Origin of the sequence: Synechococcus sp. PCC 7502 (assembly GCF_000317085.1) — a bacterium.
Lineage (GTDB): Bacteria > Cyanobacteriota > Cyanobacteriia > Pseudanabaenales > Pseudanabaenaceae > PCC-7502.
Genome location: NC_019702.1, coordinates 2460642 through 2484824 on the forward strand (window position 1 = coordinate 2460642; position 24183 = coordinate 2484824).

Here is a 24183-nt window from a genome sequence, read left to right on the forward strand (position 1 = left end):
GAATTTTTTAAATACCCCCCCCTAATGCTAAACCTTAAATCAGTTGTTCTAAGTATTCTTGCTGTAGGCACTTCTAGTGCAGTACTCCCTCTTTCTAGCTATGCCGTCACTCTTACCTTTAGTGACCAAGCTACCTTTTTAACTAATATTGCACCGGGCTTTTACCTAGAAAATTTTGGTAGTGCATCAAGATGAGGTAGTATAGAGAAAAGAGATAGTAGATAAAGACATGGAATGCCTATTGTGTGGACATCATAAAGTTTATGGACATGGTACAACCAGCAAAGGCAACGTCAGGTATGAATGTCCTAAATGTAAGAAGACATTTGTGGAGACCTTGGATACGATTTACTATCATCGGCATATAGATGCAGAAAAGATTCATTTAGTCCTGCAAAGCCAAAGTGAAGGAGTAAGCTTACGAGGTATAGCAAGATTGAGTGGATTAGCATATAACACAGTGGTTAGCATAATTAGACAAGCCTCACAGAAAGCCCAAATGGTTCATAACCAAGAAGTTAAAGCAGTAGAGACAGAAGAAATCAGTAGTGATGAAATGTGGTCATTCGTAGGAAAAAACAGAAAAACTGCTTACCAACAGAACTTGAGTCAGGAGACTGTTGGATTGGGGTAAGCATAGGTAATGATAGTGGATTGATTTTAGCGGCAAGAGTAGGAAAACATACGGATGAATTAATTGAGGAGATAGTTAGGAAAGACCGATTGCCAGCATTGGAATACTGATGGGTGGGGAGGATATGAGAGAGTGTTGGCAGAATATGTAGAACACTATATCGGCAAAGATCGCACTCAAAGAATAGAGAGGACGAATGGTATTTTAAGGCAACAGACAGGTAGATTTCATCGACGACAGCATAAATTCAGCAAGTTATGGGAGTGGACTGAAATAGCAGTCAGATTATTAGTCACATTTTTTAATTGGATATGGATTCACTCTCGAAAAAAGACAACTGCTGCCCAGAGAGCTAATTTAACCAATAGAAAGTGGACTTGGGATAATATTTGCACCTACTCTACTTTACTTTGACGCACTACCAAAATTTTGATACTCAACAAACAACTAGTGCTTTTAATGGGCCTATATTCTTCAGTAATAATGGATTTTCCTACAATATCTCTGTCACTGGTCCAGGCAGTAACCAGTTTTTTAACTCATTTGCCTTTGGTAGCCCCGCTATAAGCCTTAATAATGATACAGACACTATTTTGGTCAGTTTTACTAGTGGTAACATCACTGCCGTAGGTGGAGACATCTTTACCTCTAACGTTAGTGGGTTTCAAGCCCTAGGGAATGTAACGGTAAATCTCAATGATGGTACATCTGTCATTGTTCCTACAACTTCTTTAGTTGCTCCTGCCCCTTTTAGAGGCTTTATTAGCGATAAGCCCATCACATCCTTAAGTCTTACTGCAAACCCTGTTGCTAATTCTAGGTGGCCCACCCTTGATAACTTTTATGTTGGGGCTACAGCCGCAGCCGTACCTTTTGAGTTCAATCCCGCCTTGGGGCTAGTGGCATTGGGTGGCTTATGGGGCGTCAAGAAACTGCGTCAAAAAAACAAGTCATAAAACAGTCTAATTTCAGATGCTTGAAATAAATTAGGTAATTAAGTCTTTGTCAAGGTACATAATTCAATTACTGCCGTTTGCAGGACTGCGGTTTCATTAGCACCTCTTTTTAACCCTTGTTCTAGTTGCAGTAAAACTGAAAGTGCCTTGATTAAATTCTGACTTTTTAAGTGCTGCACTTCTTGTTTAAAGTAATAAACTCGTTTAGGGTTACTAATTTCCGCCGCAGTAGCGATCGCCTTATCATCCCTTTCCCCTGCATCTTGCAAAACTTTTACCCATAACCAAGTCCGAAATTGGGTAGTTAAGGTGGCAGCAATTCTTAACCCTGCTTCATTGTTATTTAGTAACTCTGTTAGTAATGTCAGGGATTGACTAACTTGTCCCAAGCGAATAGCAGTTGCTAATTGAAAACTATTATGGGCAGTTTGATTAACTAATTGGGCGATCGCCTTTGCATTTAATGGTTTGCTCGCATCTGGTTTACTCGAATCATTTAGTAACTTTAGTTTTTGTAACTCCATGACTAAACGCCGTGAGTCCGCCCCGACTGCTTCGACTAAAAAATCTATGCCATCCTTAGTCAGGTTAACTCCTTCGGAAGTTGCTATATCTTTAACTAATTGAGCGATCGCCTCGGTGTTCCAACCGGGAATAAGCGAAAACTCTTGAACCTTGGCATATTTCTGTAATAGCTTAGTGGATTTAATCCTACCGTCGGGTTTAGTTGAGCTAGTAAAAACTAAATGGGATTGTTCGGGCAAATAATTAAGAGTTCTTTCTAATTCAGCCAAAAGACTATCCGAGCATTTCTGGGCAATAGTTGTATCTGCTAACCAAGTCAGGCGATCGCCATTACCAAAGGGAGCAGTACAGGCGTGATTAAAAGCCGCAATCATATCTAAATCACTACCCGCATTGACTTTAAGCTCGTTAAAATCTGCCCATAACGGGTCTATTAATTCTAATTTCAGTTTCTTGACAGTTTGGGTAATTTTATACTCATCATCTCCCCAAAAAAAATACATTGTCATTGTATGATTAAAGGCATAATTTGGTGTGTGGATAGTAATAATGGTAACTAGAGGTCAAACTGGTAGGTTTTTACCTAGAAGCAAGTCAAGAATAACGGCAATTCCTTGGAAACGGGCATTTGATATTGGGTTTTCGCTCAGTGTTTTAGTTTTATTATTTCCCCTCTATCTGGCGATCGCTGCCCTGATCTATTTTACTTCTTCAGGTTCAATATTTTACAGGCAACAACGAGTGGGGAAAGATGGGCGTATATTTTCCTGCATCAAGTTCAGAACTATGATGATTGGTGCCGATCAGATATTGCAGGATTTACTAGAGCAGTGTCCTCACCAAAAAGCTGAATTTGAAAGTAGTTTCAAGCTGAAGAACGATCCTCGCATTACCCCCATTGGTAAATGGTTAAGACTTACCAGCCTAGATGAATTACCACAGTTTTGGCATGTACTCACTGGGGAAATGAGTGTGGTTGGACCCCGTCCTTTGGTAGTGGAAGAGCTATCCAGATACGGTAATGCCATAGATCAAGTACTTTCAGTTCGACCCGGAATTACTGGACTATGGCAGGTATCAGGGCGTAACGACTTACCCTATCCACGCCGAGTACAACTAGACCTTTACTACGCTCGCCATCATAACTTCGGCTTAGACCTATGGATTGTGTTAAAAACTGTTGCTATAGTTATCTTTCCTAAGGGCAACGGAGCATATTAAAGTGTAGTTTTAGACTGGGAAGGGATTAGATAATAAGTCTTGATACAATGCAACGTAATTATCCACCATTTTTTCCAAGGAAAATAGCTGATTGATAAGTTTATAACCTGCGATCGCCACTATATTCCGTTTTTGAGTATCGATAAAGTTATCTAATTCCTCAAAGTTATTTTTTTCAGAAGTAACAAAATAAACTCCTTGGGGAAACTTAAGTTCTTCTGCCAAAGTTGAGGTAATCACACAGGGTAAACACCAAGCCATTGCTTCCAATAGGGCAAATGGTAGTCCTTCAAAGGCGGCGGGATGAAAAAATCCGTCTGCAGCAGCTAGATATGGGGTTACGTCATTTTGCCAACCTAAACGCTGAATGTAATTTTGAGCATTATTTTCTATAACCCATTGATCCCATTCAGGGGTTAAACGTCCATCACCCACCCATAAAAATTGAGCAGATGGCAGATTAAGCTTGAGATGGGCTGCCCACTTTAGAAATAGGAGGGGCTGTTTTTGTGATTCCATTCTTGCCACCGCTACTATTAATAACTTATGGGGATTTAATTTAAGTTGTAAACGAGCTGCTTGACGTTGAGTTAATCGCTCTTTTTCCGTAGGAACATTAACTCCGTTATTAATAGCTAATATTTTTCTTAAATTTTTTCTTGGATTTTTAGTGGTGGGGGAAAGGAAAAATGCTAATTCCTTACTCCGATTTTCCGAAATCGCTAATAGTGTACCTCTATATTTTATCAATGCTTGTTTAGCTATTACATCTCGCCAATTTCCTAAAACAGCCCCTAAACTTGCCTGAGTCTGAGTTATATGAACTGTAGTTACAGAAGGAATAGATAAATAATTACTCCATGCTAATAAATCTAATCCATCTTCCAAATTCTGCTTATTAATATGAAGAATATCAGGCTTAAATAACTGCCATTGAGAGATGATTTCTTGATTTATTTTGGGGAATATATGGGTAAAAGATCGAAATTTACGCTTGTAGGTATTAGTGTAAGGCGATCGCAAGACTTTTCCAAATTTACTAAAAGAGATTGCTAACTCATCCATTTCAGTATCTTGTGAACACCATAGCCCCACTGTATGTCCCCGATTGGCTAGTTCCTGCCCTAAGTATATTAAATATAGTTCACCACCTCCCCTTGATCCAGAGCTACTACTAACAAATAGAATTTTCATGTAATTTGTAATGAGAAAATTTGACGCACTAGAATTTAGGCAAAAATAAAACCAGATTAGGAGGTATGGTAATTCATGATTAGATTATTTGATGTAACACATTTACCCAATTTTGACTACCTGCTTTAGTTGACCAAATAATAGATTTTCTCAGAGATTCATCACTAGCTATCCTAATACCCTCGGGGTTTTGCAGATAATTGGCTAAAATTGTGGTCAAGGTGGCAACATCCCCATTAGGAAAAGTATATCCATTTATGCCTTGCTCGATTAAGTCATTGGCTGCGCCTACAGCATCAGAGCAAATTACAGGTAGACCCGCACCAATTGCTTGATTTATCACTACCCCCCAACCATCGTGACGACTGGGAAGAACAAATATATCGGCTTGACGAAAAAAATGGGGCAAATCTTCTGGAGCTTGAAAGCCTGCATATTCAATATAATGCTGGTTTTTTTCTGAAACCTTGGTGAGCATTTGAGGTAAGTCTGCTTCACGCCCTACTAATAATAGTCGAGATGTTAAACCCATTGATATAAGCTGCTCAAAGGCTTGGAGTAATAGATCAAGTCCTTTACGGGCAATCATTTGTCCACAGAATAAAATGGTGGGTGGGGTACGAGGTCGTTGGGGAATTTCTTGACTAAAAGCTTCTAAGTCACAATAGTAGGGAATATTAAAGATAGGTTTATTGGGAAATCGTTGTTGATAATCTTGGACGGCGTGAGAACCAATGGCAGCGATCGCTTGACAATTATTTAAGGCACTAGCCAAAGTCTTTTGCAGGCTTCCTTTTATCCCAGAGGCAGAACCAATCATCTGTTCGCCCCAAAATATACAGGGTATGCGTTTAGCTTGGAATCGTAGTAGTAGTTGAGATGTTAAACTCATATAGCCATTGAGGACAATAACATCTGATTTAGCTATATTTGGCAAATGCCAGTTGAAATGAAATCGTGATAGCCCCCAAGCCAAATGAAAACCAGGAAGGATGTTCTCGTAACTTTGTAGTGGTTTTTCGGGCCAAGGAGAGTCTGAACAAGCGGGTTCTAGGTAGAATACTTTTAAATCTACTTCGGGATGTTGTGATAAAGCGAAGAATATATCTCTTTGATACGGGGATGGCACTATAGCGTAAAAAGTAACCTTAATTTTTGGCTGATTTTTGATACCCATTTAAAGCACTCTAAAATAATCTTGTTCAATTGTATGAATTTACCATCGATTCTAAAAGTGATGACAGGTCAGATGGTTTGTAATTTGGCACATCTTGAACTAGAGTCCTTGGCACTAATTTATTTGAAAATTCATTTAAACATTGAGGAGATTGCAAAATTGATTTTAGTTGATCGGCGATCGCTTCAGCACTAACTTCATTCAAAAGCCAACCGTTAACCCCATCTAAAACTACATCTCCACAATAACGAGAAGCAACAATAGGCAGTTTCCATGCTTGTGCCTCTAGTTGGGTTAACCCAAAGCCGTCCGAAAGTGTTGGAAACAAAAATATATCTGCTAATTGATAGTATTGGGCTGTTTCACTTCTATTAATATGTCCTACCCAACGAATTTGGAGATGAGTTTTAAAGTATGGAGGAATTTCAATTTGCTGAGACCCGATGATCCAAAACTCTATAGGTAAACCTGTAAGTAACTTGATCGAACTTAATACCGACGCAATGCCTTTACGTAAAATTACTTGTCCTAAAAATAAAACCCTTAACGGTCGTTCTTGAGTAAAACTTTCAGGGTAAGTGCGACTAAAATTGTTAACTTCTTCTGGTGGCGTATATATTAATGGCACGATCTGAATTTTCTGAGACTCTATGCCTGCTTTTTCTAAAAGTTGACGTGACCAATGTGAATTAACAATAATGACATTAGCTAAACTACATTCTTCTTGCCAATCTTGCCAATACTTTGCAGGGGCGGGTTGCCAATTACCACGATATTGAGGATGGCTTTCATACTCTTGGGTCACAATTCTTTCTTCTTCAATTCCTGGATCGATTTGCCCTAGAACTGTAGTCCATCCCTGTTGTCTCGCAAACTTAAATAGCTCTAAAGCAGCGTAGCTATAGGAAAATAAAATTGGAGGGGTGGTAAATTGTTTTGCCAGTTGAGTAAGTTTTTTAATAGCTTCTTTTTGAAACCAATGATTACGGGCAATAGTTTGCTCCCACCCAATACACTTTCGGAGTTTTTGGGCGATCTCAAAGCTAATAAGTGAGTTGTTAAAAGCATAAACTGGTACCTGTGCTAGGTCTTTATGAAAACGCTCCTTAAGTCCCGATGGAGCCAAGATGTTAAGAGGTGAGCTAGGAGTAACCCAAGCATCTGTGATTAAACATGCTAATTTTCCGTCTTGTTGCAATGCTCTGGGGATTGAGTAATGTTCCCTTGCTCCAATTTGACAGCAAATCCAAGTTTTAGAACCTCTAATCATGTTTTTACTGCTAATTTTCTACTTAATGCTAACGCACGAGTACTTACTGGCTGACGTTGTTTGTGATATTGTCGCAACAGTTTGGGAATTTGCCATAGTCCCTGACTAATACCATTCCACCTACCTACACTTGCTGCATATCTTACTCTATTCAAAACTTGGAGTATCCCTAATGGGAAATAGCTGGTGGGATAGCGCAAATAAGCTAGAAGGGCTGTATTAGAGATATGCGCAGCATTAATTGCGGGACTACTGTGATGGGAAAGCTGCGTGTCATGAAATACACGAATATTATGAGATTCTAATATCTGCCACCCAAAATCTAAAAGTTGAAGTGCAATATCAGTTTCTTCCATCCCATAGGCATGCCTAAGAGGTAAGTAGCCCTGAGTCTGAAGAAAAGCATTCTTTCTCATTACACAGGCACAATTTTGAAAGGAATTAACTGCTTTAATAGAGTTTTCGCGCGGTTTTAGAGGTAAGTCCGGGCGAAGTTCCTGAGCAGCAATTACAGACGCTTGAGGATACAGTGTAAATAACTCTATAATTACGGCAAAATAATCTTTATCCAAAGGGAAAGAATCATCATCAAAATTGGCAACTATAGGATACCTTGCCTCTTTCATTAACTTATTTCTACCTCCCCCTGGTCCTTGGGTTGTATTACTACTAATCCAGCGAACAAGTGGATAGTTTTGTGATATTAAAAAATCTTCCGTTTCGCAATCACCTGCGTCAATATGGATGATTATTTCAGACGGTAAAGGAGAACAGGTAAGTATTTCATTAATACACTTTTGTAGTTGGTTAACTCGCTTATAAGTTGGAATTAAAACTGAGACTTCAAGAGTATTTAGCATTAATATTTACCACAAATTATAAATTGAAGTAATTTTATATTTATTCTCGATACTTAATTACTTTAGCTGTGTTCCCAACTGCGATCACTCTTCTTTGAATCTTTTTAACTAAGCATAACATTAGTGGTTTAAAGATTCATAATTTTATAAAAGTTAAATAACGAATAACTTTAAAAAACTACTCTATTTGAAAAGATTTCATTCTTTTAATCTGTATTAAAAAACTTAACGTAAATATTCTTTGATATATCATTTAGTCCTGTTATATAGTTTAATTAATGATAATAAGGTTAAACATAAAAAAACAATCAGATAACGAAATCGACTTAAACTAAGATGCCATCGGAATGTTGCTGTGTATAATTGCCAAGCATTTTTAATTTCACCTTCCTGCAGACACCTTAAGCTAACAGGTCTAATATGTCTTGTCAATATTTGTAGTCTTTCTTTCTCTCTTATTTTTCCGCCAGGGTATTGGTCTTGTTTTTCCTGTTTTACAAGGTAACAAGTTCCATCATAAGTTTTTTCGGTGAGTGCGATCGCACTCTGAGGATGTTGGCGATATGCTAATACAGCAGGAGAATTAATGTAAACAAATCCCTTTGCTATTCCTAATCTTAACCACAAATCATTGTCTTCAGAGTTAATCCATTGATCTGTAAAGCCACCTACTTCTTCTAAAATATCGCGCCGAATAGTAACGGAACTAGTGAGAAAGGGATTAGCATTTTTATTTGATGCATAGAAATCTTTGTAAGCAGTGAAATTTAGTTGTGAAACTTGATCGTAATCTATCTCCTTTTCGTTATTAAAAAAGATAGAATTGCCTGCTAAAAAAGCAGGCTTATTTGTTTCTCTAATAACTTTTTCGTACACTTTTAAAGTCCACGGAAACCATATATCATCACTGTCAAGAAAAGCAATATACTCTCCTTGAGAATTTTTAATACCAAGATTTCTAGCTTTCCCTGGACCTTGATTTTGCTGGGTGAATACTTTTATTCGACTACCATATTTTATTAAAATATCAATAGTATTATCTGTAGAACCATCATCAACAATAATAATTTCGTAATTATCATTAGATTGATTCAAGATCGAGTCAATTGTTTTTTGAATTAAGCTGTCTCTATTAAAGACAGGAATAACAACAGAGAATAATACCATATAATATTTTTTTAACAGGTTAATCAAACATACCTGAATTAAAGTCTTGTTTAAACAAATTTATTTTTTCCTCCAACTGGTCTAACTTATGATTGATCACAAAATCTTTACTTAACCTAAATTGAGACTGACGCATAAGTTTTTGAAGATAAGACACCATTCTTTTAACTTCAATATATTTGAAAATCGGATTTACCTTGGTAAACCTATTAAATCTATAAAACCGATTAATTTGGTATTCGATACCTAATGATTGGCAAAAATCTGTCCATTTAAAATCAGGTATGCCTGCATTAGATTTTAGGGAAATCCAAGGTACTCGCAGTGCGTCAGCTACTATTGCACCATGCATTGCGGCGCTAATTACAAGTTCAGATTTACTAATTTCTTGAAGAACTTTTTCCACTTCCCAACGTGGATCAATACAAATATAGTTTAGTTCTCGACAAACTTCTAAAAATATTTCTGGGCTATCTTCCATCTCAAACGCAAAAGGAATAAAAGCCAATTTGTACTTTTTACTTGTATCAGTAGGACGATAAACTTTGTTTACTAAAATAGCAGTATCAGCTATTCCTAATTCTGCTGGAATGTTGAGCGCAGCAGCAGTAAGAGGACCCCTGACACAATATATTTTCCATGTATCATCTATTTGGGGAGGTCTGCCAAAACCATGACCAGTACCAAAAATAACAGTGCGTTTGAATTTTGGTAAATTTTCATTCAGCAGTGTTCCAAATCCTACAAATGCGGTGTCAGAATCATCTTCACTAAAAACTCCAGGTAAAAGTTTTGGCCAAAGCCAACTATTGAGATCGTCTCCAAAGTTTCCAAAGGGAACGTAAGCTCTATTTTTATTTGAATAGTATAATTTCATTATTATTTATTTAGTTACAACAGTAGTCAGCATAGGGTAGTGCGTCAAATATGTCTAGTATGTCCATTTACCAAGGATTTTGGGCTTTATCCTTTACGGTGTAGAAATTATTGCCTGTAAAAGCTTCAGCAAGTGTTACAGATTTGCCCACACTTTTGTATAGAGCCTGTTTCATATCTATTATGAGCAAGATGTATGATGCTTAGAAAATGCTAAATCCATACTCAAGTAGCCTAACAGATAAAGAATGGGAAATTATAGAACCATTGCTCCCAAAGAAAAAGCAAACTAGACCGCCAACTTGGACAAAAAGACAAATTTTAGACGGCATACTCTACCAACTCAAAAACGGCTGTAATTGGCGAGATATGCCCCGAGACTTACCACCATTCTCTACAGTGTATCGATACTACAAGGAGTGGAAAGATACAGGTACATTTACTGCGATTATGGAAGCTTTGCATTCAACAGCCCGTGAACAGTCAAAAAAAATCAAAATGGACAACTTTAATCATCATTGACTCACAAGCAGTGAAAAATACTTGTAATGCAAGTATAGAATCCAAGGGCTTCTGCTCCTACAAAGCAACTAACGGGATCAAAAGACATTTAGCCGTTGACACTCTGGGATTTCCTTTCTTTACCTATTTAACAAGAGCAAATGTATCAGATGACCAAGGACTGATTGAGATGTTAACGTTTAACATTGATTACTTCAAATCGAAGCCAGATGACATTACCCTAACTACGATATTGCTGGATAGTGGTTATCATATCGAAAAATTGACGACTGATTTACAGAAGGTTTATCCTGAGATTATGACTAAGATTAGGTTTGAAATTTCTCCTAAGGTATCAAAGCAACAGAAGGCAGAAAAAGGTCTGTCTGGGTTTGTAGTTGTGCCGACAAGGTGGGTACTTGGGTTGAAAGATGCAAAATCTTAGTTAAGAACTTTGAGAGAACTCTTTTTAATGCTACGGCTAAACTCAATCTTTGCTTTATTCGTTTGATGCTAAAAACAATTGCTACTCATGAGATATGAAACAGGCTCTATAGCACTACCAGAATTAGATAGTAAAATCATCTACATATTTGGATTTTACACGCTGTATTTTCCAAATGATCACTAAGGCCAAAGACCAACACTATGCGCTAATGTTTTCAGCATTCTTTTGGGCAAAGATTCCAAATGATTAGGTAATTTGGCTGTGTCTATAATAAAGTTTCCATCTTGGTTGTCATAATTTAGCTGTTCAGAATTGGCAATTTTTTTTCTCCAATCTTTTTCTAGAGCATGATCCCAACCAGGAAAGCCCCTCTCTCTAGCAAGACGGCGAGTATCCAATCTTTTTTGAATTTGTTCAGGAGTTCTATATTTATAGTGCTTATAAAAAATACGTTCTTTATTAACTACCCCTAAATGTTTTGGCCATTGCCACTGATCACTATCCCAAATTAATCCATCACGATACTTGAAAAACCTTATCTCAGAGTTTTCAATTTTATAAAATCTGAGTGATAATAAAAGGCTAGGTATTGGTTGATTAAAATCTAGTAAATCTATATCTTTTATTGTGAGATAATACTCTACTGCAATACCCCAAATCACATGGTTAAGAGGATTGACTTTAGCAAGAAATGTGTGCGGAGACTCAATATAGAATTCGTCTGCATCAAGCCGACACCACCAATCACCTGCTTTGGATCTATGTCTAAAAGCGTTAAATACCTCTCCTCTTAGGGATTCTTGAAAAGCCTTATCATCTTGTTTCCAAGGAATAATTTGTTCGTTCTGAATTGAAAGAACTTTTTCCCACGTCCCATCAGTACTTCCATTATCATAAACGTAGATATAATCAGACCACTGACAAGCCTGTTCTAAGCAATAATCAATAATATCAACTTCATTTTTGACTAGGCAAATTGAGTGAATTTTAAAATCATTATTTGACATAAATTCTTCTTATAAAAACGGTGATTTTTTATTTACCTCGTATCTTGCGACTAGGTAGAAACTACAGGTAGTTATGCTTCTAATCGCCTAGCGAGAAGTTTAAGGCATTATACTATGAGGTACTAAATCTATTGGTGTGAACTTTTCTTTTCCAAAGAGCAATTTCTTCAGCTAGAGAAAAACCAAGGATTTGGTATGCCAAACGATACAATTTTGGGGCTGATTGTTCTGATGGCATAAATTTTTTATCTGTGTTATGGATAGTGGCAATTACTTGACTAGCCCAAGTTGCATTTGACAACCAAATTATTCTGGCATTTTCAAATCTAGTTTGGTTTATGGCATTTTGTCGAGATTGAGTTAGTTGATTGATATCTTTGAGATGTTGCTCGATTTTATCTTGAATGGCTAAAAGTTGACGATGGGTTTCAGACTTATCTCTCTTACAGACTGTTGACTCACTCCATTGCCTATAAACTGAGTCAGCTTCGCTAAAGTACTCAAACTTCTTTCCGGCAATGAGCAACCGCAAATAAAGTTCATGTTCTTGGCAGCAGGGCTGATTAACCTTCCAGCCACCGACATCAGTAATAGCTTGCTTACGCCATAGTGGACTGCCCGTTTGAGGAAGATACCATCTAGCAAGTAATATCCAAGGATCATGAGGTTCTGGGATAGGTAGAATTTCTTGCTTTACAATTTCTGATTCCCAGTACTCAAGAAGACTAGGACTAAAAATTATATCTACGCTTGGAACTGTTTTCAGAAAATTAATTTGTTGTGCGACTTTATCTGGAAGTAGGTAATCATCGGCATCTAAATATTGCAACCATTCTCCTGTACTGAGTTCCAATAGACGATTACGAGTAACATTTCCGCCCTTATTTGCCCCTGTTTCCCAACGAATTTTGTCACCAAAGCTTTTAATGATTTCTAGGCTGTGATCAGTTGACCCATCATCGACAACAATTACTTCTTTGTTTAAGTAAGTCTGATTTAACGCACTTTCTATAGCTTGGGCAATCCAGCGATCGGCGTTGTAGCAAGGAATCAGAATGCTGACTTTGGGGTTCATAGGCAATTTATGAGATTAAAAACGGAAAGTTATTTCAAGGGATCGATTTTATTGGCGTAAGAGTAATAATTATAAAAAATTATTTTAATATATAGGCAACTAAAGCGCAGTCAAGATTTCAAAGATAAAAGATAAAAAGGATAAGGTTTAGTAGATGTTAATAACTAGTTCCAGCCATGTTCCGCTAAAAAGTCTGAGGTAATTGCTGATTGTTGTCTCTGATTTTGGCGATCGCTTTTCATGAATTTTTCCACATATTTTCCTAGCATATCTGCTTCTAAATTAACGCTACTACCGATTTGCAGGTATTTTAAATTAGTGGAATCATAGGTATGGGGAATTACGGCAGTACTAAACCATGTACCCAAACCATTACACTGAGCCACAGTTAAACTAATACCATTAATGGCGATACTGCCCTTAGAAATAATATAGCGACCTAATTCTTCGGGTGCAGAAAAGCTAATTTCCCAAGCGCCGCCCGTCATTTTACTTTCACATAATGCTCCCACCCCATCAATATGTCCAGTCACAAAATGTCCACCAAGGCGATCTCCGACAGCCAAAGCCATTTCCAAATTAACAGGTGGTAGATTTCCTGCCCCCAAATTTGAACGGCTTAGGGTTTCAGGGGAGACATCGGCAATAAAACCCCTAGCTAAAATCTCAGCCACGGTTAAGCAAACACCATTTACTGCCACACTATCTCCGATCGCCAGATTTGATCGAATTTCGGGACAGCTAATTGTGAGTTGTCCATTGCTATAGCGTTCAATTTTGCCTATGGTTTGGATTAGTCCTGTAAACATAATTTTGTGGACATTTCTTAAGGAAATTACTTTGGGATTTAATTGGATTTAATTACAGCTGTATGGTCAGTTGTCTTTGGGACTGATCTTCTTGTCCTGACTTGGAATTAATTTCTAGTTTATCCCCTTCTTGGTTGTCATTTTTAGGATCGATCTTCATGCTATTGATAAAACTTTCAGTATTTCCCTCTAGGAGAGAGTGAGTTGCGGAAATTAGATCAGCTTCATAATTTTTTAAATCATTACGACTAGACAGATAAGCTTTAAGGGCAGAAATTGGGTCAAGGATTTCACCTTTATTTAATTCTGGAAGACGGGCTCGATTAACTAGGCTGACAACTTCAGGAATAATTGTGTAGTTATGTGCCTTTGCCAGTGATTGATGTAAAACTTGGTGATCAATTTGGGCAATTTGTTCAGGCTTGACAATATAAATTAAACGGGCGATCGCTTCGCTTAGATCAACTTCTGCTAATTTAGCTAAAATTAGAGCTTGGGGATGATCTGTAGAAGTTACATCAACTTTGACTGTGCGAAAAGGTCTAGTCTGTAATGGACAAAACTCAAATTTAGTATTACCTTTCTTAACTTCAATCCAGCAATAGCCTTTTTCTTCCTTTTCTTCGCCAAAATCTACCCTTTCAATACTACCTGGATAAACTACCAAGGGATTTTCAAATAAAACCTGATGCTTATGCACATGCCCCAGTGCCACGTAATCAAATTCCTCTCGACAAAGTAAATTCAAAGGAATGGTAAAACCTTTACCTGCTGCTAAAAACCTCTCTGCTCCATAGGTGGCTCGATCTACCATCACATGTGCCAAAAGAATTGTGGGAATATTAGGGTCTAGTTGCCGAATTTCACCTTCTAATACTACTTTCAAGCGATCTATTAATAAATTACCCACCTCTGTCATTGATAAACCATCGGTATCGTTGCGGGTTAGTAAAGCGGAACGGGTGAGCCAAGGCAAAGTAACTACTTGAATATTGCCAACTTTAGTACTAATTCGATGGGTTTCAAGGCGATCGCCCACCACAAAACCGGGTACTGCCAAACTACGATAAATTGCTAAACTCGCCCCACCTTGTCCTTGGGAATGTTGATCATGATTGCCCACTAATAACACCGTCGGAATTTGGGCATCGGCAAGGCGACGAAATTGGGTGGCAAATAATTGTTGGACTAGTGGCGCAGGCGTAGCATCAGGAAAGGCATCGCCCCCAAATAGTACCAGATCGGCTGGCTCCAAAATTGCCCGATCTATACAGGTAGTTAGTGCTTTAGTGAAATCTTCAAGCCTCGTATTTAAGCCAGTTTGGGGATTAATCCGCCCGTGGGTAGTGCTGCCGAGGTGAATATCTGATAAATGTAGAACTTTGATCATGGCTATCCCAAGTTAATAGTATCCATGCTAATAGCTGTAAAAATTGTCCAACCATCTACCAACAACAGAAAAAATGTAAATACTAAGAGGATCAAATACATCCAAGGTTGCGCCAAGGGTCTAACATCAGTGGTGTCAATCCCAGTTTTTGCCTGTACTGCAGCGACTAAACGACTAAACCCAGCCACCCGCATTGGTAATAAATAGCCTTTATCATCATTGCTCAAGAAGTAATAAACTAAGCCACCCTGTCCAGTTGTACGAGGTTTTAATGCCTTTACCTCTGACCATGTGATGCTCCATCCTTGCCACCATCCTATCACCCAACTAGGATAAATGACTTTAATACCCTGATCATCTAAAATTACCTGTTCGCTCAGCACTGCATATAAGGCAATTAAGCCAATAACCGCTCCTACAATTAAGAAAATTGGGGAAACAGGGGTAGATGTAACCTGAGCTAAAAATGGTAAAGGGATAGTCAGGGAGATATATAAACTGATTAAAGTAATCCTTACCAATGGGGAAATGCGGAATATTAAAGGATCAGAGGGGTTTGTGTGCATGTGAGGGAACCCGTTAGATAGGTTAAAAGCCTGAAGTTTCTAATTTTAATTTAGAGCTTTTTAACGAAAAGTGGAATAAGCATTATCCCTCCATTAGCAAGTCTTAGCGATCGCGTTAGCAACATATTATCCACCTGAGATTCGTAAGGTAATCTACACCATCAATGGCATTGAATCCATGAATAGCAGTTTACCTAAGGTGCTTAAATCTCACCAAATTTTTCTACCGATGAAGCAGATGATCAATTTAGTTTATTTGGCGATCTGAAATATCTCTAACAAGTGGACGATGTCAATTAAGAAGATGATCATTTACAGCCTATTTTACAATCAAGGGAAGGGTCATACCTAAGTCACTGCAGAAAGCAGCAGGGATAATTAAACTTAAGTTGAGGTATTAGTTCGGAAGGTCAAGCCTATAGTTCAAATCATCAAGCTCAGATGTTAAGTAATCGCTCTGTTGATCTCTAAATGGCAATCTTGATCAAATGATTGAGGGCAAAGTTTAAGCGATCGCACTTCGATCTCCACAAGTTCACTAATCGTAATTGCTCAACTCAGGTAAATTAACTCTTGCAAGGGTCAAAAAAGCTAACATAGGGACATGATTAAACGTATCCGAATCCAAAACTTTAAAAGTTTTCAAGATGCTGAATTAAACCTTAGTGAAATTTCGGTTTTGGTGGGGACAAATGCCTCTGGGAAAAGTAATATTCGGGATGCCTTTCGGTTTTTGCATGGGATCTCACGGGGTTATCAAATTGCTGAGATCATTGGTGAAAAATATGCGGATGGAGTCTTGCAATGGCGGGGGATTCGAGGTGGATTGCGAGAAATTATGTTTTATGGCTCTCAAAGCTTTGCGATCGAAGTTGAAATAGTTGCTCCTAATCCTGATCCCGATCTATCCGCTAATTGGAGTGAAGGTGAACTGTTAAATTTCACATATCGAATTGAGATCATTACCACTCCTGAAAATCCAACTCCACTTATCAAATCAGAATCACTTACTTGCGTTCATATAGAAAATCCTATAGAGCCTGTTTCATATCTATTATGAGCAAGATTTATGATGCTTAGAAAATGCTAAATCCATACTCAAGTAGCCTAACAGATAAAGAATGGGAAATTATAGAACCATTGCTCCCAAAGAAAAAGCAAACTAGACCGCCAACTTGGACAAAAAGACAAATTTTAGACGGCATACTCTACCAACTTAAAAACGGTTGTAATTGGCGAGATATGCCCCGAGACTTACCACCATTCTCTACAGTGTATCGATACTACAAGGAGTGGAAAGATACAGGTACATTTACTGCGATTATGGAAGCCTTGCATTCAACAGCCCGTGAACAGTCAAAAAAAATCAAAATGGACAACTTTAATCATCATTGACTCACAAGCAGTGAAAAATACCTGTAATGCAAGTATAGAATCCAAGGGCTTCTGCTCCTACAAAGCAACTAACGGGATCAAAAGACATTTAGCCGTTGACATACTGGGATTTCCTTTCTTTACCTATTTAACAAGAGCAAATGTATCAGATGACCAAGGACTGATTGAGATGTTAACGTTTAACATTGATTACTTCAAATCGAAGCCAGATGACATTACGCTAACTACGATATTGCTGGATAGTGGTTATCATATCGAAAAATTGACGACTGATTTACAGAAGGTTTATCCTGAGATTATGACTAAGATTAGGTTTGAAATTTCTCCTAAGGTATCAAAGCAACAGAAGGCAGAAAAAGGTCTGTCTGGGTTTGTAGTTGTGCCGACAAGGTGGGTAATTGGGTTGAAAGATGCAAAATCTTAGTTAAGAACTTTGAGAGAACTCTCGTTAATGCTACAGCTAAACTCAATCTTTGCTTTATTCGCTTGATGCTAAAAACAATTGCTACTCATGAGATATGAAACAGGCTCTATAGGATGCCATTAAGGATTTTTTACAAACTGGCAACTGCAATCTCGGCATTTATAATTTTGTTTCCCATGTCTGGTTCTACCATTTTTTATCACTTATAGGACTTACGCAAAAGAGGAAATGAGTTAAAAAGGAAGAATGATTTGAGGGAGAGCAATGTCAAAAAAGTTTACTACCCTAGATTATTGTCAGTATTTGCTAAGTAGTCAGATAAACTACACAATCACGAATTTAGCAGAACATATAGAAGGACATAGCCATGACAAGATCAACCGATATTTGGCATCCCAGAGATTAACACTGAGATTGCTATGGCAGAATGTGAAATCAACAATTGTGTCAGATGAAGCCGAGTATATGTACGTGCTGTTTGACGACACAGTATTAGATAAACGCCATGCCAAAAGACAATACAGTGGCAACGAACATGGAATTGTGCAAGGTATAGGGGTGGTCAACTGTGTGTATGTAAATGTCAAACGGCAAGAATTTTGGGTAGTAGACTATCGGGTTTATGACCCAAATGGTGATGGCAAGAGTAAATTAGATCATGTGTCCGATATGCTTAAAGGGTTGATCAATATCAAACAATTACCATTTCAGACGGTGCTGATGGATAGTTGGTATGCCACACAACGGTTGATGGCAGAAATTGATAATATCGGTAAAATTTATTACTGTCCACTAAAATCGAACCGTCTGGTCGATGATTCTGGTGGAGTGGAAAAATATAAACGGATTGACCAATTGGATTGGTCTGAACAGGAACTGTTGCAGGGAAAATTGGTCAAAATCAATAAATTCCCCAAAGATAAGAAGGGGAACCTATTCTGGGTCACTGTTTCTCCAAGCAGGACAGAATTTGTCGTGACCAACGACTTAACTCAAGACTACACCCCTGAAGTACTAGCTATTTGCTCCATAAGGTGGAATATTGAGGAATTTCATCATGAATTCAAACAATTGACTGGTGTTGAGGCTTGCCAATGCCGTAAGTCCAGAATTCAACGTAATCATATTGCTTGTGCCATGCTGGTGTGGAATCACCTCAAGCGTTTGGCTTTTCAAGCAGGTAAGACTATCTACCAAATCAAGTTTGGACTTTTATCTGATTACTTAAAATCTCAACTCATAAATCCTTCTATTCCTATAACTCTTGCGTAAGTCCTAAATTTGTATTAGCCAATTTTTTGATCAAAGTTTAAGGTGAAGTTATTAAATTATTAATTAATGATTAATATTGTTTTCGCTACCACCAAACTTAAGATTCAGCCGAAAAGTTTGAGTTATAATACATTGTGTATATTTAACTACAAAATACTCATTCGCCTGCGAGGCTGACGTTATGGTCGAATCTCTATATATGTCAATAGGTGCTATTTGTGAGGAAGCTAGGCATCTTGTCGAAAGTGGTTCTATTACCCGACAACAACCTATTCACTGTCTATGTAAGTATTTCCCAGATCGGGAATGGTGCATGGTAGAGCATGAATTAGAACTAAATCAATTTCTCCTGCGCGATCGCATTTCTGATTTGATGAGTAAAGAAGATTGGTCTAACGACTAATTAATTTTTTATTTATCTTGTTTTGAATTAGCAATCCATAAGAAGATGATTAGTCATGTCCCTTTACAAACTAGCCTTTAATAAACTTGGGTCTAACTGGGGACGAAACTAAAGCAGATTGCTATTTATTCTTTGTCTGAGCTTATTTGTCTGTTTATTATTTAATACTTGTTTAAGCGTATTTATCTAAATTTTTTGGAGGAACTGTGCGGCTGTGGGAGCAAAATCACAAAAATCTAGCTTGAGTCTGATCGAGAGACTGAAACAGTTTGCCAGCCAATCTGCTAATATGCTGAATTTAGATGTAGAAATGGCAGTAAGCATGTCTCAACCAATCAAATCCGCAGTCATGATTATTGGCGGTGGTGAGGATAAAGTTCAAGACCGTAAGATTTTGCGGGCATTTGTCGAGAATTCTGGCGGTGCTTCAGCTAGGATCGCAATTATTCCCTCAGCCTCCCGTGAACCCGATATTATTGGGCGGATTTATCATCAAATCTTTACAGAACTTAGGGCTGAATTTGTCGAAGTCTTCGATATTCGAGAACGATTAGAGCAAACTCCCCAAGAAGTTGAGGCACAACTTGATGGTATTACGGGTATTTTTATGACTGGTGGCGACCAGCTTCGGCTCTGTGCCTTAATTGCAGAAACTCCTTTGGCGATCGCCATTCGGGAAAGAACTCAAAAAGGTAAGCTAGTGTTGGCGGGGACTAGTGCTGGGGCAGCGGTTATGGGCTATCACATGATTGCTGGTGGTGGCAGTGGTGACTCACCTAATAAAGAAATGGTAAGCATGAGTATTGGCTTAGGGATTATTCCTAGCATTATTGTTGACCAGCATTTCCATAATCGTAATCGTATGGCAAGGTTAATGACGGCGATCGCTGCCCATCCAGATCGTTTAGGTGTTGGTATTGATGAAGATACGGTGGCAATTTTTGAGCAGGACAATATTATGCGAGTTATGGGTCGAGGTACGGTGACAATTGTTGACCCCGCCGAAGTTTCCTATAGTAATCAACTTTGGGTCAGTGATACGGCACCGCTAACCATTCATAATTTGCGGGTACATATTCTCAGTGCAGGTAGTAAGTATAATTTGGCTAAGCGATCGCCTCTTAGTCCCACGATCTAGCCCGATGCTCTAAATAATCTATACAATCTATGTATGGACATTTTAGAAAGTTTAAAGATGGCGGGTAAAACCCTCGTAGCTAATAAGTTACGCAGTGGGTTAACGATGCTGGGAATTATCATTGGTAACGCCTCGGTAATTGCGATGGTTGGGGTGGGGCAGGGAGCGCAAAAATATGCTGCCGATCAATTTCAATCCCTAGGTACGGATATTATTTTTATTCTGCCCGGTACGGATAATGCCCGACGGAATACCATCACCCCTCCTAATCGTTTGGTTTTAGCTGATGCTGAGGCGATCGCCACCCAAGTGCCTTCTATAAAGGATGTTGCTCCCCAAGTTAACGGCTCCGAGTTGGCAACCTATAAAAATCAAACTCAACGGGCAACCTTAATTGGTACGACACCTGAGTATAGTTCTGTCCGTAGTGCTGATGTGAGTAGAGGTAGATTTTTAACCAGTGATGATCTAAAGCGAAATGGGCGGGTTATTACCTTGGGGGCGGCGATCGCTAGAAATTTATTTGGGCAGACTGACCCAATCGGACAACAGATCAGAATTAAGGGTATCAGCTTTGAAGTAATTGGCATTATGGCGGAAAAAGGCGCATTTCTAGGCACAAATCAGGATGACAGTGTTTTCATTCCTATTACGACCATGACTAGCCGCTTAGTGGGTAAAACCTCACCCTATGGCATTGGGATTAGCTTTATTAATGTTGCTGCTAAAAATAGTGATAGTGTTTCTACTGCCCAATTTCAGATTTCCAACCTGTTACGTTTGCGCCATCAAACCACGGATATAAACGCCGAGGATACCTTTACGATTCGTACCCAAAAAGATGCCCTAGAGATTGTGGATAAAATTTCAGGAGCATTGACGATTTTATTAGCAGCGACGGCAGGAATTTCTCTCTTAGTCGGTGGCATTGGCATTATGAATATTATGCTGGTATCTGTTACCGAAAGAACCTCAGAGATTGGATTACGCAAGGCGATCGGTGCTTCTCAGTCAAGCATTTTAACCCAGTTTATGATTGAGGCTGTAATTTTATCCCTTGCAGGTGGTTTTATTGGTACGGGACTGGGAATTTCTGGGGTGTTATTGGTGGGGGCGGTGACTCCGTTAAAGGCGGGAGTTTCTGGAGTAGCTATTGTAATTGCAGTTAGTGTGTCGGGAGCGATCGGTTTGTTTTTTGGGGTATTTCCCGCCCGCCAAGCAGCAAAGCTAGACCCCATTGTGGCATTACGCAGCACTTAAAGTTGGGAGATTTTACTTACCTTTCCGTTGACTAAAAGTTGTATTGCGCTCCCAAAATACACCGTCAGAGAAACCTTGAACTTCAGGTTCAGTTACAGCAATTTCTAATCTTTTAGCCGCAAGTAAGCTATATTCTTCATCTAATTCAATTCCTAAACACTTTCTCCCCAATTTTTTCGCAACTACTAAAGTTGTACCACTACCGAGGAAAGGGTCTAAAACAAAATCACCAGAATTAGTGCTGGCTAATAAAAGTTTAGCGATCAGTTTTTCGCTTTTTTGGGTGGGGTGATCGGTATTTTCTGGCATTGACCAAAACGGAATCGTAATATCAGTCCAGATATTAGAAGGATGGGTATCTCTAAAGTTTCCTACTTTTGTGGTTGTCCAATCTTTGGGGGTTCCGTCTCCATTGCGATAGGGAGCAAGAACTTTTCGCCGTAGCTTTACATCTTCTACATTAAAGGTGTAATTCTCTGACATCGTACAAAACCAAATATCTTCACTAGAATTTTTCCAATTAGATTTCGCTCCTCACCCTTTTTCCCGTTCCCAGGTAATGCGATTTTGGACAATAAAATGTGATGCAGCAACGGTAAATATTGATGCTGAAGACAGCCAATCCCCACAAATATAGATAGAAGCAGTTGCCTTTAGTAAGGGCTTAAGTTTGCAGATGACTTGATCTAGCCAAGATGTATATTCATCAACGGAACGTTTTGAGAATTTATAGCCATTGAACTTTTTACTAAGGTTATAGGGCGGATCAAGTATGAGCAGATCAACAAAATTTTGAGGCAAAAATGCAGCTACTTGTAAACAATTACCTTGAATTATTCCCATAGGTGGAACTGTAAAAGGCTCTGAAGGTAAATCTCTAAGGATTTGATCACCTAGCCTGCCTCTATCTTTTTCATCCAAGGTAAGCGTACGATTCATGCTGGCACGTTGCTTCATTGAGCTTGCATTGCTTTGTACTATTCGGAACAGTGGGCTGATGGATTTTAACCTTTTGGATGATGATTATAGCGGTTTGTTATAGTTGTGTGTTGTATTGCATGCTTGAACGTAACGCTTGAAACAAGGGCAGATTTACCAATAAAAATAAGTCCTGATGTAGCTAATAACTTAACTTATATGTATGATCTTAACTTTTATGCTTGGATACAGAAGCAGTTAAAGTTAACCTAATAATCTTGAAAAAATTTAATCGTGAAAAATTTACCTAAATTCTTAGCTTTAATCTTAGGAATTTCTTTCGGCATAGTTTTAAGCTTAATTAGTTCAGTTACTTGGGCACAGACTTCTGGAAAGCTTTTAGTTTCGGCAGCAGCAAGTTTACAGCCCGTTTTGCAGGAAATCCGCAGCATAGATTCCACAAAAATAACCTATAACTTTGGTAGTTCAGGCGCATTACAGCAACAAATTGAGCAAGGCGCACCTATAGATGTGTTTATTTCTGCAGGGGTTAAGCAAATGGATACCCTAGAATCAAAAGGTTTATTGTCATTTAAGGCAAATTTACTCACAAACCAATTAGTGTTAATTACTCCTAAAAGTAGTCCTATAAAGTTAACTAATTTCTTGCAATTACTAAATGCAAATATTAAAAGAATTGCCATAGGTGAGACTAGAAGTGTACCTGCAGGTCAGTATGCCAAAGAAGCTTTAGAGAATTTGGGGATTTTTGAGCAATTACAATCAAAATTTGTCCTTGGAAATAATGTAAGGTTTGTGCTTACGGCGGTGGAATCGGGAGAAGTTGACGCTGGGATTATCTATATTACTGATGCTAAAAGTTCTGATAAGGTATTGATCTCAGCGATCGCCGATCAAAAATTATACTCACCAATTATTTACCCTGTTGGCATTATTAAATCTAGTAAAAATCCTAGGGCAGCCAAGGGTTATGTGGAGTTTTTACAAACTAAAGCAGCAAGTTCTGTATTTGAAAAATATGGATTCGGAGTTATATCTGTTAAATCATAGAGTCTAAACCCTAGAGCATAAATCTGAAAACCCTAATTTATCCCTGATGAGCTTTCTGTTAGACATTTCGCCACTATGGATTTCCATTAAGGTATCTGTTCTTGCATTTGAACCCAAAGTCAAATTAAATCCATGAAGCTATTTAATAATTTTTATCCGTATCTAAGTTTAAATCCCAAGATGATCAAGTTCAAAATTAGCGTAATGAAGTTGGCAATTATAATAGGACTAGCATTTAGTAATAGTCCATAAATCAGCCAAAGACTAATACCAAGTACAAATGTTACTAACATTGGCAAAGAAAGGTCTTTAGTTGAGTGTGAGTGCCAAATCTTTAGAACCTGTGGTAGGAATGCTGAAGTGGTCAAAATGGCAGCAAGAAACCCGATAATATTTTCGGCATTCATATTTGTGGAGATTAAGATATCAGACTAGGTATGTCAAACTTGTATTTGTAGGAAAATAATTATTTTGAGTTTAATTGTATCTCTAGCCTGTATTTTGGCGATCGCTACACCACATAAGTTGGTACAGCCCGTTTAACCCCGTTCATCGAACCTTCGAGCATCTTAGTACAGACAATACCATCCATAGACATTGCCCCAATAATTGTGTATTTTCTCCCT

At 38.3% G+C, this 24183-nt stretch carries 27 protein-coding genes and 2 pseudogenes; 14 read left to right on the forward strand and 15 right to left on the reverse strand.

Annotated features, from left to right (window positions below; translation table 11 throughout):
- Positions 1 to 24 precede the first annotated feature (24 nt).
- From SYN7502_RS20230 to SYN7502_RS12195, 3 genes and pseudogenes are all read left to right on the forward strand, one after another.
- Positions 25 to 195 (forward strand): hypothetical protein, encoded by a 171-nt coding sequence (locus SYN7502_RS20230; RefSeq protein WP_015169112.1) that lies wholly within the window; start codon positions 25 to 27, stop codon positions 193 to 195.
- Between the two features lie 34 nt (positions 196 to 229).
- A pseudogene (locus SYN7502_RS19415) lies at positions 230 to 1048 on the forward strand (IS1 family transposase).
- A gap of 179 nt (positions 1049 to 1227) precedes the next feature.
- Positions 1228 to 1590, forward strand: a complete 363-nt coding sequence (locus tag SYN7502_RS12195) for a PFE-CTERM domain-containing protein (protein ID WP_144050215.1) — start codon at positions 1228 to 1230, stop codon at positions 1588 to 1590.
- Between the two features lie 38 nt (positions 1591 to 1628).
- Here SYN7502_RS12195 and holA read toward each other — a convergent pair whose 3' ends face one another.
- A complete protein-coding gene (gene holA / locus SYN7502_RS12200; RefSeq protein WP_015169114.1) occupies positions 1629 to 2624 on the reverse strand; it encodes a DNA polymerase III subunit delta in 996 nt (331 codons plus the stop codon).
- Between the two features lie 40 nt (positions 2625 to 2664).
- On the opposite strand from holA, the gene SYN7502_RS12205 reads away from it, so the two are divergent.
- Positions 2665 to 3336, forward strand: a complete 672-nt coding sequence (locus SYN7502_RS12205) for an undecaprenyl-phosphate galactose phosphotransferase family protein (protein ID WP_015169115.1) — start codon at positions 2665 to 2667, stop codon at positions 3334 to 3336.
- A gap of 9 nt (positions 3337 to 3345) precedes the next feature.
- Here SYN7502_RS12205 and SYN7502_RS12210 read toward each other — a convergent pair whose 3' ends face one another.
- From SYN7502_RS12210 to SYN7502_RS12235, 6 genes are all read right to left on the reverse strand, one after another.
- Positions 3346 to 4530 (reverse strand): glycosyltransferase family 4 protein, encoded by a 1185-nt coding sequence (locus SYN7502_RS12210; RefSeq protein WP_015169116.1) that lies wholly within the window; start codon positions 4528 to 4530, stop codon positions 3346 to 3348.
- 79 nt (positions 4531 to 4609) lie between these two features.
- Entirely contained in the window at positions 4610 to 5422 is an 813-nt protein-coding gene (locus SYN7502_RS12215) for a glycosyltransferase family 4 protein (RefSeq protein ID WP_246828913.1), read from the reverse strand.
- Between the two features lie 310 nt (positions 5423 to 5732).
- Positions 5733 to 6977: a glycosyltransferase family 4 protein gene (locus SYN7502_RS12220; protein WP_015169118.1), complete on the reverse strand. Its 1245-nt coding sequence runs from the start codon at positions 6975 to 6977 to the stop codon at positions 5733 to 5735.
- The gene (locus tag SYN7502_RS12225; RefSeq protein WP_015169119.1) at positions 6974 to 7837 is read right to left on the reverse strand and encodes a glycosyltransferase family 2 protein; all 864 of its coding nucleotides are present in this window, start codon (positions 7835 to 7837) and stop codon (positions 6974 to 6976) included. Before SYN7502_RS12225 ends, SYN7502_RS12220 begins: the two co-directional genes overlap by 4 nt.
- 249 nt (positions 7838 to 8086) lie before the next feature.
- Positions 8087 to 9031 (reverse strand): glycosyltransferase family 2 protein, encoded by a 945-nt coding sequence (locus SYN7502_RS12230; protein ID WP_015169120.1) that lies wholly within the window; start codon positions 9029 to 9031, stop codon positions 8087 to 8089.
- Positions 9024 to 9881 (reverse strand): polysaccharide pyruvyl transferase family protein, encoded by an 858-nt coding sequence (locus SYN7502_RS12235; protein ID WP_015169121.1) that lies wholly within the window; start codon positions 9879 to 9881, stop codon positions 9024 to 9026. Before SYN7502_RS12235 ends, SYN7502_RS12230 begins: the two co-directional genes overlap by 8 nt.
- A gap of 209 nt (positions 9882 to 10090) precedes the next feature.
- Between SYN7502_RS12235 and SYN7502_RS12240 the strand changes: the two genes are divergently transcribed.
- Complete coding sequence (locus SYN7502_RS12240; protein ID WP_015168135.1) at positions 10091 to 10402, forward strand: transposase; 312 nt, start codon at positions 10091 to 10093, stop codon at positions 10400 to 10402.
- Complete coding sequence (locus SYN7502_RS12245) at positions 10356 to 10826, forward strand: transposase (RefSeq protein ID WP_371257766.1); 471 nt, start codon at positions 10356 to 10358, stop codon at positions 10824 to 10826. Before SYN7502_RS12240 ends, SYN7502_RS12245 begins: the two co-directional genes overlap by 47 nt.
- A 182-nt stretch (positions 10827 to 11008) precedes the next feature.
- Here SYN7502_RS12245 and SYN7502_RS12250 read toward each other — a convergent pair whose 3' ends face one another.
- The 5 genes from SYN7502_RS12250 to SYN7502_RS12270 form a co-directional block, all read right to left on the reverse strand.
- On the reverse strand, positions 11009 to 11836 hold the full coding sequence (locus tag SYN7502_RS12250) for a glycosyltransferase family 2 protein (RefSeq protein ID WP_015169123.1): 828 nt from the start codon (positions 11834 to 11836) through the stop codon (positions 11009 to 11011).
- A 112-nt stretch (positions 11837 to 11948) separates the two neighbouring features.
- A complete protein-coding gene (locus SYN7502_RS12255; RefSeq protein WP_015169124.1) occupies positions 11949 to 12911 on the reverse strand; it encodes a glycosyltransferase in 963 nt (320 codons plus the stop codon).
- Positions 12912 to 13075: 164 nt separating this feature from the next.
- Positions 13076 to 13720, reverse strand: coding sequence for a riboflavin synthase (locus tag SYN7502_RS12260; RefSeq protein WP_015169125.1), 645 nt, complete (start codon positions 13718 to 13720; stop codon positions 13076 to 13078).
- 52 nt (positions 13721 to 13772) lie between these two features.
- Positions 13773 to 15110, reverse strand: coding sequence for an exonuclease subunit SbcD (sbcD, locus tag SYN7502_RS12265; protein ID WP_015169126.1), 1338 nt, complete (start codon positions 15108 to 15110; stop codon positions 13773 to 13775).
- 2 nt (positions 15111 to 15112) lie between these two features.
- Complete coding sequence (locus SYN7502_RS12270; protein WP_015169127.1) at positions 15113 to 15676, reverse strand: hypothetical protein; 564 nt, start codon at positions 15674 to 15676, stop codon at positions 15113 to 15115.
- Between the two features lie 604 nt (positions 15677 to 16280).
- Here SYN7502_RS12270 and SYN7502_RS12275 point away from each other — a divergent pair.
- The 3 genes from SYN7502_RS12275 to SYN7502_RS12285 are packed head-to-tail and all read left to right on the forward strand — an operon-like array spanning position 16281 to position 17495.
- Positions 16281 to 16736 carry an AAA family ATPase gene (locus SYN7502_RS12275; protein ID WP_015169128.1) on the forward strand — a complete coding sequence of 152 codons (456 nt, stop codon included), beginning with the start codon at positions 16281 to 16283 and terminating at the stop codon, positions 16734 to 16736.
- A gap of 23 nt (positions 16737 to 16759) precedes the next feature.
- Positions 16760 to 17071 carry a transposase gene (locus SYN7502_RS12280; protein ID WP_015168135.1) on the forward strand — a complete coding sequence of 104 codons (312 nt, stop codon included), beginning with the start codon at positions 16760 to 16762 and terminating at the stop codon, positions 17069 to 17071.
- A complete protein-coding gene (locus SYN7502_RS12285) occupies positions 17025 to 17495 on the forward strand; it encodes a transposase (protein WP_371257767.1) in 471 nt (156 codons plus the stop codon). Before SYN7502_RS12280 ends, SYN7502_RS12285 begins: the two co-directional genes overlap by 47 nt.
- A gap of 119 nt (positions 17496 to 17614) precedes the next feature.
- Here the strand turns inward: SYN7502_RS12285 and SYN7502_RS21550 are convergent, their stop codons facing one another.
- Positions 17615 to 17698 carry an IS1/IS1595 family N-terminal zinc-binding domain-containing protein gene (locus SYN7502_RS21550; protein WP_465245764.1) on the reverse strand — a complete coding sequence of 28 codons (84 nt, stop codon included), beginning with the start codon at positions 17696 to 17698 and terminating at the stop codon, positions 17615 to 17617.
- A gap of 61 nt (positions 17699 to 17759) precedes the next feature.
- Between SYN7502_RS21550 and SYN7502_RS12290 the strand changes: the two genes are divergently transcribed.
- The 4 genes from SYN7502_RS12290 (at position 17760) to SYN7502_RS12305 (ending at position 21568) form a co-directional block, all read left to right on the forward strand.
- Positions 17760 to 18767, forward strand: coding sequence for an IS701 family transposase (locus SYN7502_RS12290; protein WP_015169129.1), 1008 nt, complete (start codon positions 17760 to 17762; stop codon positions 18765 to 18767).
- Positions 18768 to 18948: 181 nt separating this feature from the next.
- Positions 18949 to 19170 (forward strand): DUF4327 family protein, encoded by a 222-nt coding sequence (locus tag SYN7502_RS12295; protein ID WP_015169130.1) that lies wholly within the window; start codon positions 18949 to 18951, stop codon positions 19168 to 19170.
- 322 nt (positions 19171 to 19492) lie between these two features.
- Positions 19493 to 20308: a cyanophycinase gene (locus tag SYN7502_RS12300; RefSeq protein ID WP_371257833.1), complete on the forward strand. Its 816-nt coding sequence runs from the start codon at positions 19493 to 19495 to the stop codon at positions 20306 to 20308.
- 33 nt (positions 20309 to 20341) lie between these two features.
- Positions 20342 to 21568, forward strand: coding sequence for an ABC transporter permease (locus SYN7502_RS12305; RefSeq protein WP_015169132.1), 1227 nt, complete (start codon positions 20342 to 20344; stop codon positions 21566 to 21568).
- A gap of 12 nt (positions 21569 to 21580) precedes the next feature.
- Here the strand turns inward: SYN7502_RS12305 and SYN7502_RS12310 are convergent.
- Positions 21581 to 22525, reverse strand: a pseudogene (locus tag SYN7502_RS12310) (DNA-methyltransferase).
- Between the two features lie 255 nt (positions 22526 to 22780).
- Between SYN7502_RS12310 and modA the strand changes: the two are divergent.
- Positions 22781 to 23557 carry a molybdate ABC transporter substrate-binding protein gene (gene modA, locus SYN7502_RS12315; RefSeq protein ID WP_015169133.1) on the forward strand — a complete coding sequence of 259 codons (777 nt, stop codon included), beginning with the start codon at positions 22781 to 22783 and terminating at the stop codon, positions 23555 to 23557.
- Positions 23558 to 23709: 152 nt separating this feature from the next.
- Here the strand turns inward: modA and SYN7502_RS12320 are convergent, their stop codons facing one another.
- Complete coding sequence (locus SYN7502_RS12320; protein ID WP_015169134.1) at positions 23710 to 23964, reverse strand: SemiSWEET transporter; 255 nt, start codon at positions 23962 to 23964, stop codon at positions 23710 to 23712.
- Positions 23965 to 24183 lie beyond the last annotated feature (219 nt).

Excerpts from the sequence above, each read along its gene's own strand:
- SYN7502_RS12275 (WP_015169128.1), top strand. The coding sequence starts at position 16,281 with ATGATTAAACGTATCCGAATCCAAAACTTTAAAAGTTTTCAAGATGCT.
- SYN7502_RS12280 (WP_015168135.1), top strand. The coding sequence starts at position 16,760 with ATGCTAAATCCATACTCAAGTAGCCTAACAGATAAAGAATGGGAAATT.
- SYN7502_RS12215 (WP_246828913.1), bottom strand. The coding sequence starts at position 5,422 with ATGAGTTTAACATCTCAACTACTACTACGATTCCAAGCTAAACGCATA.
- SYN7502_RS12300 (WP_371257833.1), top strand. The coding sequence starts at position 19,493 with ATGTCTCAACCAATCAAATCCGCAGTCATGATTATTGGCGGTGGTGAG.
- SYN7502_RS12240 (WP_015168135.1), top strand. The coding sequence starts at position 10,091 with ATGCTAAATCCATACTCAAGTAGCCTAACAGATAAAGAATGGGAAATT.
- SYN7502_RS12270 (WP_015169127.1), bottom strand. The coding sequence starts at position 15,676 with ATGCACACAAACCCCTCTGATCCTTTAATATTCCGCATTTCCCCATTG.
- SYN7502_RS12205 (WP_015169115.1), top strand. The coding sequence starts at position 2,665 with ATGGTAACTAGAGGTCAAACTGGTAGGTTTTTACCTAGAAGCAAGTCA.
- SYN7502_RS20230 (WP_015169112.1), top strand. The coding sequence starts at position 25 with ATGCTAAACCTTAAATCAGTTGTTCTAAGTATTCTTGCTGTAGGCACT.
- SYN7502_RS12210 (WP_015169116.1), bottom strand. The coding sequence starts at position 4,530 with ATGAAAATTCTATTTGTTAGTAGTAGCTCTGGATCAAGGGGAGGTGGT.
- SYN7502_RS12290 (WP_015169129.1), top strand. The coding sequence starts at position 17,760 with ATGTCAAAAAAGTTTACTACCCTAGATTATTGTCAGTATTTGCTAAGT.
- SYN7502_RS12250 (WP_015169123.1), bottom strand. The coding sequence starts at position 11,836 with ATGTCAAATAATGATTTTAAAATTCACTCAATTTGCCTAGTCAAAAAT.
- SYN7502_RS12235 (WP_015169121.1), bottom strand. The coding sequence starts at position 9,881 with ATGAAATTATACTATTCAAATAAAAATAGAGCTTACGTTCCCTTTGGA.
- holA (WP_015169114.1), bottom strand. The coding sequence starts at position 2,624 with ATGACAATGTATTTTTTTTGGGGAGATGATGAGTATAAAATTACCCAA.
- SYN7502_RS12225 (WP_015169119.1), bottom strand. The coding sequence starts at position 7,837 with ATGCTAAATACTCTTGAAGTCTCAGTTTTAATTCCAACTTATAAGCGA.
- sbcD (WP_015169126.1), bottom strand. The coding sequence starts at position 15,110 with ATGATCAAAGTTCTACATTTATCAGATATTCACCTCGGCAGCACTACC.
- SYN7502_RS12305 (WP_015169132.1), top strand. The coding sequence starts at position 20,342 with ATGGACATTTTAGAAAGTTTAAAGATGGCGGGTAAAACCCTCGTAGCT.
- SYN7502_RS12220 (WP_015169118.1), bottom strand. The coding sequence starts at position 6,977 with ATGATTAGAGGTTCTAAAACTTGGATTTGCTGTCAAATTGGAGCAAGG.
- SYN7502_RS12320 (WP_015169134.1), bottom strand. The coding sequence starts at position 23,964 with ATGAATGCCGAAAATATTATCGGGTTTCTTGCTGCCATTTTGACCACT.
- SYN7502_RS12260 (WP_015169125.1), bottom strand. The coding sequence starts at position 13,720 with ATGTTTACAGGACTAATCCAAACCATAGGCAAAATTGAACGCTATAGC.
- SYN7502_RS12295 (WP_015169130.1), top strand. The coding sequence starts at position 18,949 with ATGGTCGAATCTCTATATATGTCAATAGGTGCTATTTGTGAGGAAGCT.
- SYN7502_RS12255 (WP_015169124.1), bottom strand. The coding sequence starts at position 12,911 with ATGAACCCCAAAGTCAGCATTCTGATTCCTTGCTACAACGCCGATCGC.